Origin of the sequence: Variovorax sp. YR216 (assembly GCF_900107745.1) — a bacterium.
Taxonomy (GTDB): domain Bacteria; phylum Pseudomonadota; class Gammaproteobacteria; order Burkholderiales; family Burkholderiaceae_C; genus Variovorax.
The window spans coordinates 65,444-78,148 of the sequence record NZ_FNRO01000019.1; the positions used below are offsets into that span (position 1 = coordinate 65,444).

The 12,705-nt window shown below is 65.5% G+C and carries 12 protein-coding genes; 6 read left to right on the top strand and 6 right to left on the bottom strand.

Going from position 1 to position 12,705, the window contains the following annotated elements:
* The first annotated feature begins 203 nt into the window (after positions 1–203).
* Both BLW05_RS30015 and BLW05_RS30020 read left to right on the top strand, forming a co-directional pair.
* Positions 204–2,585: a penicillin-binding protein 1A gene (locus tag BLW05_RS30015; RefSeq protein ID WP_093167573.1), complete on the top strand. Its 2,382-nt coding sequence runs from the start codon at positions 204–206 to the stop codon at positions 2,583–2,585.
* 70 nt (positions 2,586–2,655) lie between these two features.
* On the top strand, positions 2,656–3,261 hold the full coding sequence (locus BLW05_RS30020; protein WP_093167575.1) for a hypothetical protein: 606 nt from the start codon (positions 2,656–2,658) through the stop codon (positions 3,259–3,261).
* Here BLW05_RS30020 and creC read toward each other — a convergent pair.
* The 4 genes from creC to BLW05_RS30040 form a co-directional block, all read right to left on the bottom strand.
* A complete protein-coding gene (creC, locus tag BLW05_RS30025) occupies positions 3,255–4,694 on the bottom strand; it encodes a two-component system sensor histidine kinase CreC (RefSeq protein ID WP_093167577.1) in 1,440 nt (479 codons plus the stop codon). The two genes, BLW05_RS30020 and creC, sit on opposite strands and share 7 nt — an antisense overlap.
* A gap of 126 nt (positions 4,695–4,820) precedes the next feature.
* Entirely contained in the window at positions 4,821–5,573 is a 753-nt protein-coding gene (creB, locus tag BLW05_RS30030; RefSeq protein ID WP_093167579.1) for a two-component system response regulator CreB, read from the bottom strand.
* Between the two features lie 66 nt (positions 5,574–5,639).
* Entirely contained in the window at positions 5,640–6,407 is a 768-nt protein-coding gene (locus tag BLW05_RS30035; RefSeq protein ID WP_093167581.1) for a TIGR04325 family methyltransferase, read from the bottom strand.
* Between the two features lie 114 nt (positions 6,408–6,521).
* Positions 6,522–6,716, bottom strand: coding sequence for a heavy-metal-associated domain-containing protein (locus tag BLW05_RS30040; RefSeq protein WP_093167583.1), 195 nt, complete (start codon positions 6,714–6,716; stop codon positions 6,522–6,524).
* Between the two features lie 448 nt (positions 6,717–7,164).
* Between BLW05_RS30040 and BLW05_RS30045 the strand changes: the two genes are divergently transcribed.
* A complete protein-coding gene (locus BLW05_RS30045) occupies positions 7,165–7,854 on the top strand; it encodes a response regulator transcription factor (RefSeq protein ID WP_093167585.1) in 690 nt (229 codons plus the stop codon).
* Positions 7,851–9,221, top strand: a complete 1,371-nt coding sequence (locus tag BLW05_RS30050) for a sensor histidine kinase (RefSeq protein ID WP_093167587.1) — start codon at positions 7,851–7,853, stop codon at positions 9,219–9,221. Before BLW05_RS30045 ends, BLW05_RS30050 begins: the two co-directional genes overlap by 4 nt.
* Before the next feature lie 21 nt (positions 9,222–9,242).
* Here BLW05_RS30050 and BLW05_RS30055 read toward each other — a convergent pair whose 3' ends face one another.
* Positions 9,243–10,346, bottom strand: coding sequence for an alkene reductase (locus tag BLW05_RS30055; protein ID WP_093167589.1), 1,104 nt, complete (start codon positions 10,344–10,346; stop codon positions 9,243–9,245).
* Positions 10,347–10,460: 114 nt separating this feature from the next.
* Here BLW05_RS30055 and BLW05_RS30060 point away from each other — a divergent pair, with 114 nt between their 5' ends.
* Positions 10,461–11,681 carry a YbfB/YjiJ family MFS transporter gene (locus BLW05_RS30060; RefSeq protein ID WP_093167672.1) on the top strand — a complete coding sequence of 407 codons (1,221 nt, stop codon included), beginning with the start codon at positions 10,461–10,463 and terminating at the stop codon, positions 11,679–11,681.
* A 4-nt stretch (positions 11,682–11,685) separates the two neighbouring features.
* Here BLW05_RS30060 and gstA read toward each other — a convergent pair whose 3' ends face one another.
* Entirely contained in the window at positions 11,686–12,294 is a 609-nt protein-coding gene (gene gstA, locus BLW05_RS30065) for a glutathione transferase GstA (RefSeq protein ID WP_093167591.1), read from the bottom strand.
* Between the two features lie 179 nt (positions 12,295–12,473).
* Here gstA and BLW05_RS30070 point away from each other — a divergent pair, with 179 nt between their 5' ends.
* Positions 12,474–12,659, top strand: coding sequence for a DUF1328 family protein (locus tag BLW05_RS30070; RefSeq protein WP_093167593.1), 186 nt, complete (start codon positions 12,474–12,476; stop codon positions 12,657–12,659).
* Positions 12,660–12,705: the final 46 nt, after the last annotated feature.

Consider the following 12,705-nt stretch of genomic DNA (forward strand, 5'->3'; position numbering starts at 1 on the left):
GTGTGAAGTCAGGGGTGCCAGGACTTCACACGGCCTTCAGGGAGCGCGGTCAGCATTAGGGCGCCATCCCTTTTGAAATCCGGCCCGGGAACTGGAAAATGCGGAGTTGCTCCTATTCGGGCCGACGGCGCTATCCGACGGATAGCAAATGTATGACTCTGTAAAAGAGTATTCCGAGCATCCCCGCGTCGGTCCTCATCCACATGTCGAAACCTTCTTCTTCCAGCGAGCCAGCGCGCAAGGCTCCCCCGAGCCCGCTGCGCCGCATTGCCATCTGGGGCGGCGCCGCGATCGCGGCAGGCACCCTCGTCGTGATGATCGGCGCGGCGACCGCAGTGGCGGTGATCTATCCGAAGCTCCCGAGCGTCTCCGATCTGGCGGACTACCGGCCCAAGCTCCCGCTGCGAGTCTTCGCGGCCGATGGCAGCCTGATCGGCGAGTTCGGCGAGGAGCGTCGCAATCTCACGCCCTTCGCGGACATTCCGAAGGTGATGAAGGACGCAGTGCTCGCGGTCGAGGACGCACGCTTCTACGACCATGGCGGCGTGGACTACAAGGGCTTCGTCCGCGCGGCCTTCTCGAGCCTGCGCGGCGGTCGCCAGCAGGGCGCCTCCACGATCACGATGCAGGTCGCGCGCAACGTCTTCCTGAGCTCGGAACGCACGCTGAGCCGCAAGGCCTACGAGATCCTGCTGTCGATGCAACTCGAGCGCCAGCTCACCAAGGACCAGATCCTCGAGATCTACCTGAACCAGATCTACCTCGGCAACCGCGCCTACGGTTTCGCGGCGGCCGCCGAGACCTATTTCGGCAAGCCGCTCCAGAAGGTGACGATTGCCGAGGCCGCGATGCTCGCCGGCCTGCCGAAGGCGCCGGGGACCAACAACCCGGTCGCCAATCCGCGCCGCGCGCGTGCACGGCAGCTCTATGTGATCGACCGGATGCAGGAAACCGGCTTCATCACCGCCGAACAGGCGGACCAGGCCAGGAAGGAAGAACTGCATCTGCGCGATGCCGCCGACCCCGATCGCCTGCACGCCGAGTACGTCGCCGAGACGGTGCGGCAGATGATGCACGCGCAGTACGGCGACAGCATCTACACCAGCGGTCTCAAGGTCTACACCTCGCTCGACTCGGGCGATCAGGCAGCCGCCTATCGCTCGCTGCGTCGCGGCATCCTGGACTACGAACGACGCCAGCCCTATCGCGGTCCCGAGGCCTTCGCCGAGCTGCCCGACGATGCGAAGGAAATCGACGACGCCGTCGACGATGCGCTGGCCGACCATCCCGACAACGGCGATCTGGTCGCTGCCGTGGTGCTCGAAGCCAGCCCGAAGGAAGTCACCGCCGTGCGCGCCAATGGCGAGACGCTGCTGATCAGCGGCGAAGGCCTGCGCCCTGCGCAATCGGGCCTGGCTGCCAAGGCGCCGGCCGCGATCAAGATCCGCCGCGGCGCGGTCATCCGCGTCGCGAAGATGGCCAAGGGCGGTTGGGAAATCACGCAGGTGCCCGAGGTCGAAGGCGCGTTCGTCGCCATGGACCCGCGCAGTGGTGCGATCAAGGCCCTCGTGGGCGGCTTCGACTTCGGACGCAGCAAGTTCAACCACGTCACCCAGGCATGGCGCCAGCCCGGATCGAGCTTCAAGCCGTTCATCTACTCGGCCGCTCTGGAGAAAGGCTTCTCGCCGAGCACCATCGTCAACGATGCACCGCTGTCCTTCGAAGCCGGCCCCGGCGGGCAGGCTTGGGAACCGAAGAACTTCGACGGAACCTATGACGGCCCGATCACGCTGCGCCGCGCGCTGCAGCAATCGAAGAACCTTGTCACGATCCGCGTGCTCCAGTCGATCGGCGCCGAGTACGCGCAGGACTGGATCACACGCTTCGGCTTCGACCGCGACAAGCACCCCGCCAACCTGCCGATGGGCCTCGGCGCGGGCTCGGTCACGCCGATGCAGATGGCGGCCGGGTACTCGGTGTTCGCCAACGGCGGCTATCGCGTGAACCCGTACCTCGTCACGCGCGTCACCGACATGAAGGACAAGGTCCTGCTCGAAACCGAAGCGCCGGTGCTCGACGAAAGCCGCCGCGCGATCCCCGAGCGCAATGCCTTCGTCATGGGCTCGCTGCTCCAGAGCGTGGTGAAGGGCGGCACGGCTGCGAAGGCCGGCCAGGCGCTGCGCCGCAACGACCTCTTCGGCAAGACCGGCACCACCAACGACTCTTTCGATACCTGGTTCGCGGGCTTCCAGCCGACGATGGTCGGCATCGCATGGATCGGCTACGACACGCCGCGCCAGCTCGGTGTGCGTGGCGAGACCGGTGGCAGCCTGAGCCTGCCGATCTGGGTCGGCTTCATGCAGACCGCGTTGAAGGGTGTCCCGGTGAGCGAACCGCGCGCACCGGGCGGCCTCGTCAATGTCGATGGCGAGTGGTACTTCGACGAGTTCGGGCCGGGCCACGGCGTCGCGAGCCTCGGCGTCGATGCGCAGGCACCGACATCGGCCGAAGCGCTCGCGGGCGCACCGGTCGGCGCTCCCCCGCCTGCCGAGGAGCGCAGCCGCATCCTCGACTTCTTCCGATAGCAGCGGCGCAGACGCGCGACGGGGGATGCGGAGCTATCTACACTCCACATCCCCCTTCTCACATCCGGCCATGGAATTCCTGATCCTGGCGACGCTCCTCCTCGTCGGCGCCTCCATCCTCAAGTCGGCGGACCAGCGCCGCCGCATCGCACTGCTCGGCAGCTACCTCGGCAACTACCAGATCGAGAAGCTGATGGAGAACCTCACCGAAGGCTACCTGCGATGCCTGGGCGAGGATGATCCGGAGCGCCGCTCGCAGATCTGGGCCTTGCTGGACGACACCGAACGCAAACTGTCGATGCAGTTCAGCAACTTCGCCGTCGAGTTCTCGCGCGTAGATGAAAAGGAAACGCGCGTCAGCACCTTGCCGATCGCTCTTCCGTATGCGGGCCAGTTCCTGCCTGCAGCGACCTTCGACGTGCGCAAGGCCTTCGCCATCCACGCGCGCGGGATCGCGGAGGTGGCGCAGAACGACGCCCAGCGCAGCCAGAAAGCCAAGGCCTACATGATGTCCGCCGAGCTCTTTCTCATGCAGCACACCTGCCACTGGTTCTGCAAGTCGAAGGCAATTGCTTCGGCGCGCATGCTCGCCCGGCACAAGACCTCCTACCAGCAGCTCATCGATTCGGTGAGTCCCGGCACACGCAGCGCGTACCTGGCCCTCACCCGTCAGTGATGCGCGAGCAGCGGCAGCGTGAGCGTGGCCTGAGCGCCGCCGCGCGGCGCGTTGACGAGCTCCACACGGCCGCGATGCAAGGTGGCAATCTCCTTCACGAAAGCCAGCCCGAGGCCGGTGCTCTTCTTCTGGCTGTGCGGGCGGGCCAGCGAATAGAACTTCTCGAACACCTTGTCTTTGGCGAAGTCCGGGATGCCCTTGCCTCGGTCGCGCACCGTGATCCGCGCACGCCGTCCTTCGGCCTCCAGCGCGAGCAGGACCTCGGCGCCGTCCGGTGAAAAGTCGATCGCGTTGTCCAGCAGGTTGCTGATCGCCCGACGCAGCAGGAAGGGATCGCCTTCCACCCGCGCTTCGTTGTGGATCGCCACGTTGATACGGATGTCGCGCTTCGATGCCGCCGCCTGCGCGCCGGCGCCGATGTCGCGCAAGAGGGGCGCGAGGGCCACGGGCTCGCTGCGCTCGAGCGCACGGCGCGTCTCCAGCGCAGTGAGCTCCATCATGCGATCGACGATTTCCTGGATGCGCTGCGTCTCGTGCGCGATGTTCGCGAGAAAGCGTTCGCGCTCGGCCTGCGGCATCGACGGCTCCTGGATCAGCTCGGCCGCGCCACGGATCGCGGAAAGCGGGCTCTTCACCTCGTGCGTGAAGGTCTGCACGTAGTCGGCGACGTAGTTGCGACCGGTCAGCGCATCCCGCATTTCACGCAGGCCGCCGCGCAGCGTATTGACCGCGCGCCGGATCATGCGCGACAGGCTCAGGCTGCGCTGGCTGCGCAGCCACCCGACGTAGTCCGAGATGAGTCCGAAGGGCCGCACCAGCCAGATCGACACGATGATTGCAAGCACCAGCAGCGCCAATGCCGAGCCGGCGCCGACCCAGAGCGTGCGTGCGCGCGCGTCCTCGACGAACTGCCCGAAGCTGCGCACCGGCTTGCCGACAGTGACCACGCCCACGATCTCGTTGCCCCAGCGGATCGGCGCGCCGACGTACATCACCGACGTCAGCGGATCCCCCGCGATGTCGCGCGACGTGCGCGCACCATAGACACCCGACAGGGACCGGCTGACGTCGGTTCGTTGTGAGTAGTCCGCGCCGGCACTGCGGCCCAGCGAATCGAAGAGCACGCGTCCCGTGCGGTCCGTGACGTACATGCGCAGCTCGACGCGGCGCTTGTGCAGGTTGTAGATCTGCGCCGAAAACTGCCGCGCATAGACCGAGCGGAACAGCGGGTCGAGCCGCGAGACGTTGATGGCGCCCGCGATCACGTCCTGCTCTATCAGGCTCGCCATCAACTGCGACGTCTCCACCAGCGATTCCTCCGCCGACTCACGGTAGCGCGGGTCGATGTCCGAGACCACGCGGTACAGCAGGAACGCAATGCCGACCGTATAGATCAGCAGGATCCCGATGAAGATGCGGGTTCTTTGCGTCACCCTCTCAGTGCTCCGACCGCAGGCGCAGACCAGAAATCCCGCGGACCCGGCTTTGCCGGGCCGCCGGGATTGCCCCCTCGAAGGGGGTGCAGAGCCACACGCAGTGGGCGAGGCTGGGGGTGGGCCTCATTCCAGTGGCAGTTCTTCGTTCAGCGCATAGCCGGTGCCGCGCAGGGTGCGGATCGGGTCGACGTCCGGGGCGATGGCCTTGAGCTTGGCACGCAGTGTCTTGATGTGCGCATCCACCGTGCGATCGAAGCTCTCGCTCGATTCGTCCCACACGAGGCGCAGCAGCTCGTCGCGCGTGAAGACCCGGCCGGGGCGCTGGACCATCAACCGCAGCAAGCCGTACTCGTAGCGCGACAGTTCGAGCAGGCGACCGTAGTAGCGGATCTGCATGCGCTCGGCGTCGACCGCAAAGGGAAGCGAGGGGGCGGGTGCAGGCGCAACTGTTGCCGCCGCCGGCGCTGTCTGCCCGTTCTGCCCGTTTTGCCCATTGCGGCCGCTTCTTCGCAGGATGGTCCTCACCCGCGCCACCAGTTCGCGCGGAGAAAAAGGCTTGGCGACGTAGTCGTCAGCACCCAGTTCGAGACCGACCACGCGATCGATCTCGTCGCTGCGCGCGGTGAGGAACAGCATCGGCACCTGTGCGCCACCCGGCAGCGACTGCAGCCGCTTGAACAATTCGAAGCCGTTCATGTCCGGCAGCCCGATGTCGAGGATCGCAAGTGCGGGCGGCTCGGCGGTGAACTGCGCGATCGCTTCCTGCGCGGTCGGGCACCACACCGGCGCAAAGCCATCGGTGCGCAGCACGTACTGCAGGGTGTCCGCAATGCCGGATTCGTCTTCGGCGATCAGGATCCGGGGGTTGAAAAGCATGGCCCGGATGGTAGCCGGCCATCGTTCGGACGCCAGGCGAACTGCGCGAGCCTGGGAGTGGTTCGTTCAAGCCAGATCGAAGCAGCAGCCGGCGTAATACGGCTGGTCACCGCCCTCGACGAAAGGCACCTCGATCGGCTTGCCCTCGTTGCGCCAGGCGTCCCGGCGGGCATAGCCCGCCTCGGTGAGATCGGCAAAGAGCCGGTCGTGGTGCTCGATTCGGTAGGGGCATACCGCCACGCCGATGCTGTTGAGCGTGTAGAGCGTCTTCTCCGGGTGCACCGCCGCCGTGTTGATGATGATGCGCTTCGGCTTCACCGGCAGTTCGGCCAGGATCTCCGAGAGGCGCTGGGGCAGGTATTGCAGGCTGCCGGAGGCATACAGGATGTCGCAGCCGCTCGCGTCGTGGAAATCGGTGGTGAAGCCCAGCTGACCGGCGACTTGCCGTTGCGCAGCGACTTCGGCGCCGGCCTTGATCACGCCCGGCACGTCGCAAACCGTCCAGCGCAAGTCCGCCGGGTAGTTGAGCACGCGGCGGAACGCGTAGTACTTGATGCCGATGTGCCCGCCCAGGTCGAACACGGTGCGCAGACCGCTGTCCAGTGATCGCCCCAGCCAGAAGAGAGCGGGGTAGTCGTAGAAGTAGATCTGGTGGCTGTAGAGGTTGGCCGCTTCGGGCGTGTCATAGCCCACCGTCTTGCCAACAGGCGCATGGGCCTCGGCGTCCGCGAAGCTCTCGAAAGAACCCATGAACAGGTTCTCGTCGCGGTTCTCCAGGAACTTGCGGCGGTAGGTCGATTCGCGAACCGAGGAAGGCAGAAGGCTGGAAAGCATGGCACCTCGTTGATGTCAGCGGGAATGACACATTTTGCACGTTGAAACATTAAGTATTCAACTGCTGGCGAGGTTTCCGGGGCTTTCCAGCCCCTCCGGACGGTGATCCTGTTGCTACTGCGCCTGATATCCGGCGTTTTCGATGGCCACGATGATGTCCGCGCGCGGATGTTCGCTCACGACGTCGACGTGACCCGTTTCCAGGTCGACCGTGACCTGCGCCTTGGGATCGATGGTTTGTACCGCGTTCTGCACCAGGTTGGCGCAGTGCCCGCAGCTCATGCCGGTGACCTGAAATTTCTGGCTCATCGGAGTGGCTCCTTTCCTACTGGATGACGGAAACCCCAAGTTTGAACCTTCTCACCATGGCAATGTCCAGTGGGTGGCGCTGGCGCGCGGAAATCGACGGCTGTTCCTATTCCTCTCCTATTTCTCTTATTTAGATTAGTAGTAGTAGATAAGGGTCGCATGCTGCTGTGGACATATCGTATTTTCCCTTTGCTGACAGGGACTTGCTGTGTGCTGTTCGCTGTGCGCAGCTGCGCTTCCGTGCTGTCCCGTCAAATCGAACAACTTTGCAAAACCCGATCAGCCTGTGGACAACCTGTCGCTTGTGCCGAAACTGTCCCCAGGGTTGTGCTTTGACAGAGTTCGGTGATTCCGTGTACAGGTTGCCGTACAGGGCCTGAAATACGCTTTCGCCCGTCGCGCATGCTGTACAAACACAACCCCTGACCTTTCTCCCCCTGCTTGAGCTATGCGAATCCTCCTGGTCGAAGATGACGCCGTACTGCGAAGCGTGATGCTGCGCAGCCTGGGTGACGCGGGACACCGCGTCGATGTGGCAGCGAGCGTGGAAGAAGCGGAGCACCTGTGGCGTGTGCAGACCTTCGACGCGGTGCTCCTTGATCTGAACCTGCCCGCCACGGCGAGCCCGACCAGCGGTCTTGCCAGCGGCCTGACCGCGTTGCGGCATGCGCGCCAGCGCGGCGACCGGACGCCGGTCCTGGTGCTGACCGCGCGCGACCGGACCGAGGAACGCATCGCCGGCCTGGACGCGGGTGCCGACGACTACCTTGGAAAGCCTTTCGACCTCGCGGAAGTGGAGGCGCGTCTTCGCGCGCTGGTGCGGCGTGCCCAAGGCACGGAGGACATCTCCACCCTGGGCCGCCTGCGGCTTGACCGCCGGGCGCGTCGCTTTGGCATCGGCAACGTGCCGCTCGACCTGCCGGCGCGCGAATTCGAGGTTCTTTGGGAGTTGATGAGTCCGCCGGGCCGGACCATCAGCAAGCGCGAGCTGTCGGACAAGCTCTCGAGCTTCGACGACTCGTTGGGCGACAACGCGCTCGAGGCCTTCATTTCGCGCCTGCGCAAGAAACTGGTGGGCAGCGGCGCGGCGATCCGGACCTTGCGCGGCATCGGCTATCTGCTGGAAGCCGAAGTGTGAGCGCGACGCCGCCGCGCAGGCTGGCCGCGCCGTCTCTGACCACGCGGGTGCTGCGCGGCGTGCTGCTGCCGCTGGCGCTGACCTGGTTTCTCGGCACCGCGGTGGCGCTGTACCTGGCGAGCTATTTCACGCGGCAGGCCTTCGATCGGGCGCTGCTCGACGATGCCTATGCGATATCGGCCAATGTGCGTCCGGGAGAGCGGGGCATCGAGCTGCCGCTGTCGCCGCGTGAAGTCACGAACATGCTCTTCGACCAGGACGAGCAGGTGTACTTCGCGGTGCTGCGGCCCGATGGATCCCTGCTTGCCGGCAATCCGGGGCTCTCGGCGCCGCTGCCGGAGGAAGGTGCCCGGCATCGTTTCTCGCATGTGATCTATGGGGGCCAGTCCCTGCGGGCGGTGGTGATGAATCATGACGAGCCCGATGTCTACAGCGTGGTGGTGGCGCAGACAACGACAGCGCGGGGCGTTCTGATCGAGAGGCTGCTGATCTATTCGATCGCACCGCAGGTCGTGCTGCTGGGGTTGCTCGCGACGTGGTTGTGGCGTCGCATCCGGCGCGAGCTTCGTCCGCTCGACGAACTGCGGCAGACACTGGAAAAGCGCAACGCGAGCGACTTGAAGCCGGTGCCTGTCGCACGGAGCTCGCGCGAGCTGGAGCAGTTGGGCGACACGCTCAACGCGCTGCTCGACAGGCTGGCGCAGAGTGCGTCCGCGCAGCGCGAGTTCGCGGGCAACGTGGCGCATGAACTCCGCACGCCGCTTGCCGGCATCCGGGCGCTCGCGGACTACGGGCTCGCGCAGACGACACCGTCGGTGTGGCGGGAGCAGCTCAAGCAGATCGCCACCAGCCAGGCGCGGGCCAGTCACTTGGTGGATCAGTTGCTGGCACTGGCACTGGCGAATGAAAGACGGACGGGTTTGCAGCAGCAGGCGGTGCGTCTCGACGAGCTCATCCGGCAGGCGGTGCTTCGCCACTTGGCGCGGGCCGATGCCAAGGGCGTGGATCTGGGCGCCAAGGGCATCGACGAGCCGGTGACGGTGCAGGCGACCATGGCGCTGGTCGAAGGCACGCTCGACAACCTGATCGACAACGCGTTGCGCTACGGCGGGCACACGATCACCATCGAACTCGAAGGCAGGACCCTGAGCGTGATCGACGATGGCCCTGGCATTCCCGATGCGGCGCAGCGCGATCTGATGGAGCGCTGGACGCAGGGCCCCGAGGGCCAGAAGCTGGGTGAAGGCGCCGGGCTCGGCCTGGCGATCGTGGCGCGCTACGCGAAGCTGCTCGGTGCGGAGCTGAGCTTCGCGAAGGCGTCAGAAGAAGGCGGATTGCGCGTCAGCCTGGCTTTCGGGCCCGACTGACGCGATCTGGCCGGGCGAGCGTCAGGCCAGCGCGGGATAGTCGATGTAGCCCGCTTCGCCGCCGCCGTAGAAGGTCTTGTTGTCCCACGCATTCAGCGGTGCGTTCTCGCGCAGTCGACGCACGAGATCCGGGTTCGAGATGAAGGGCTTGCCGAAGGCAACGAGGTCGTCGCCTTCCTTCAGCGCTTCTTCGGCGAGCGGCTTGTCATAGCCGTTGTTCACCATCCATGCGCCCTTGCCCCCGGCCTGGCGGTAGGCGGCCTTGAGCGCTTCATAGTCGAAAGGGCGGTCGGAGATTTCGCGCGGGCCGCCGGTCGCACCCTCGATGACGTGGACGTAGGCCAGGTTCAGCGTCGCGAGTTGGCGCACCACGTAGTCGAAGAGCGGCTGCGGGTGGTCGTCGTGCACGTCGTTCGCAGGCGTCACCGGCGAAAGACGGATGCCGACCTTGCCGCCGCCGACCGCGTCGACCACCGCGCGGGTCACTTCGAGCAGCAGGCGGGCGCGGTTCTCGATGCTGCCGCCGAAGTCGTCGGTGCGCTTGTTGCTGCCGTTCTTGAGGAACTGGTCCAGCAGATAGCCGTTCGCGCCGTGGATCTCCACACCGTCGAAGCCCGCGGTTTCGACCGCATTGCGCGCGGCCACCGCATAGGCGTGCACGATGCCGGGCAGTTCCGCCGCTTCGAGCGCACGGGGCTCGGAGGTGTCGGTGAAGGTCGGGATGCCGTTCTTGATCAGCACGGTCTTCGTCTTTGCAGCGATCGCCGAAGGCGCGACCGGCTTGCCGCCCTCGGGCTGGAGATCGGTGTGCGAGACGCGGCCCACATGCCAGAGCTGCACCACGATCTTGCCGCCCTTGGCGTGCACCGCATTCGTCACGTGCTTCCAGGCATCGAGTTGCTCGGTGCCGTAGAGGCCCGGAACGTCCGCGTAGCCCTGGCCCTGGTGGCTGATGGCGGTGGCTTCGGTGATCAGCAGGCCGGCGCTCGCGCGCTGCGCGTAATAGGTCGCGGTGATGTCGCGTGGAATGGCGTTGGGCGATCGGTTGCGCGTGAGCGGCGCCATCACGACGCGGTTGCGCAGATGGAGGTCGCCGACCTGGATCGGATCGAAGAGGGAGGACATGTTCGTGTTGGGTGTTGTTGAGAACGAGGCCGAGGGTAAACCCGGCAACTCATCCCCGCTGTCACGAGGTTGTCGGTTTGGTGCTAGGCGATGCAGCAGAATCGCCGCGAGCCCATGACATCGAATGCCGCCGCGCCAACGTCTGCCCATCAAGTGCTGAAACTGGCGTTGGCCTTGTCGCTGGGTGCGGCGGTATCGCTCGGTATCACGCGCTTCTCCTATGGCCTGTTGCTGCCGCCGATGCGCGAGGACCTCGGATGGAGCTATGCGCTTGCCGGCGGCATGAACACGTCAAACGCGGCGGGTTACCTGCTCGGTGCCTTGATGACGCCTGCATTGATGCGGCGCTTCGGCCCGATTCGCTTGCTGGTCTGGGGGGCGTTCTGGGCGAGCGTGTTCATGGTCGCGAGCGGATTTCTCGCCTCGGCGCCTGCCTTGTTGCTGCAGCGACTGCTTGCCGGGCTGGCGAGCGCGTGGGTCTTCGTTGCCGGCGGGCTGTTGGCGGCACGGCTCGGTTCGCTTCAACCCACGCGGGCGGGTTTCCTGCTTGGCATCTACTACGGCGGAACCGGGTTGGGCATCACGTTGTCCGCCTTGCTGGTGCCTGCCGTGCTGCAGGCGGCTTCGCAGGTGCCGCATGGATGGTCATGGGCCTGGTGGGCATTGGCGGGCGCGAGCTTCATCGCGACGGGCGTGCTCGCGATGGCGATGCGGAGAATGCCGGGCGATGCACACGCAATATCAGCTGCGTCTGCGCATGCATCTCCGGCGAACACGGCACAAGTGCGTCGATTTGGGTGGGCCCTGGCCGGCTACACAGCCTTCGGCGCCGGCTACATCGGCTACATGACTTTCGTGATCGCCTTGTTGCGCGAGCAGGGTGCGGGGCCGGGCAACATCACGATGTTCTATGCACTGCTCGGCGTGGCGTGCATGGCTTCGTCGAGGCTGTGGTCGGGCTTGCTCGACAGGTTCCGTGGCGGCGGGCCGCAGGCGGTTCTCAATGGGCTGCTGGGTGTGGCGACGATCCTGCCGGTCGTGAGCGCGTCATGGCCACTGGCGATGGCATCCGGACTGCTCTTCGGTGCGGTGTTTCTTTCGGTCGTGGCATCGACGACGGCGCTGGTTCGGCACAACCTGCCGGCATCTCGATGGGCGACGGGTATCAGCGCTTTCACGATCGTGTTTGCGGCCGGCCAGATCGTCGGCCCCACGCTGACAGGCTGGATCTCCGACGGCAGCGGGGGCCTGACGCGAGGCCTTGTGGCCTCGGCGGTGATCCTGTGGGCGGGCGCGTTGCTGGCTTCGCGGCAGAAGCCCTTGGCGCCCCCCTGAGGACTTACTTGACGAGGCCTTCCAGCTTCATCGCTTCCTGCACCGCGGGGCGCGCAGCGACGCGTGCGTGCCATGCCGTGACATTGGGGAAGCCGGAGAGGTCGATGTTCATCGGCTTCGTCCAGTTGGTGACGGTGAACAGGTAGCCATCGGCGACGGTGAAGTGGTCGCCCATCAGGAACTGCTTGTCCGCAAGCTGGCCGTTGAGCCATTCATAGCGCGACTTCAGCTTGTCCTTGAAGACGGTCTTGGCGTCTTCCGGCATGTTCGGGTTGAACAGCGGCGAAAAGGTCTTGTGGATCTCGGTACCGATGAAGGTCAGCCATTCCTGCAGGCGGTAGCGCGACAGGGTGCCGTTGGCCGGCGCGAGGTTCTTGGTGGGCGCCTGGTCGGCGATGTATTGCACGATCGCCGGACCTTCGCGCAGGCGTGTGCCGTCGTCGAGCTCGAGCATCGGCACGTAGCCGAGCGGGTTGATGCCGTAGTAGTCGGTGCCGTCCTGCAGCTTGTGGCTCTTGGTGCTGGCGAGCACCGGCTCGAAGGCGAGCCCGGCTTCGCGCAGCGCGATGTGAGGAGACAGTGAGCAGGCGCCCGGCGAGTAGTACAGCTTCATGCGGAAAACTCCAATCGAAAGTCGATCTGTGTTTTGGGAAAGGGAAGCCGATGCTAGCGGGTTCGCGGTCCGCGCGTACTTGTCCTACGGAGGCGCGCGCGTGGCGACTATGGGTGGACGGGAGGCGGGTTCCTAATCTCTGCGCTGCGGCGATGGTCGTCGCCGCGAGGAGTTCATGCATGTTGAAGTACGCCATTGTTTTCGCTGTGATCTCGCTCATCGCTGGTGCGCTGGGCTTCGGCGGCGTGGCCGCGGGGGCGGCCGGTATCGCCAAGGTGCTGTTCGGACTGTTCCTGATCCTCGCGGTCGTATTCCTCGTGCTGGCGGCACTGGGCGTGGGTGCCATCAAGAAGTCGCTCGACTAGGGCGCTTTCGCGCTGCGCAGGGAGTTTTGTGAGCGTTCGCTAACCA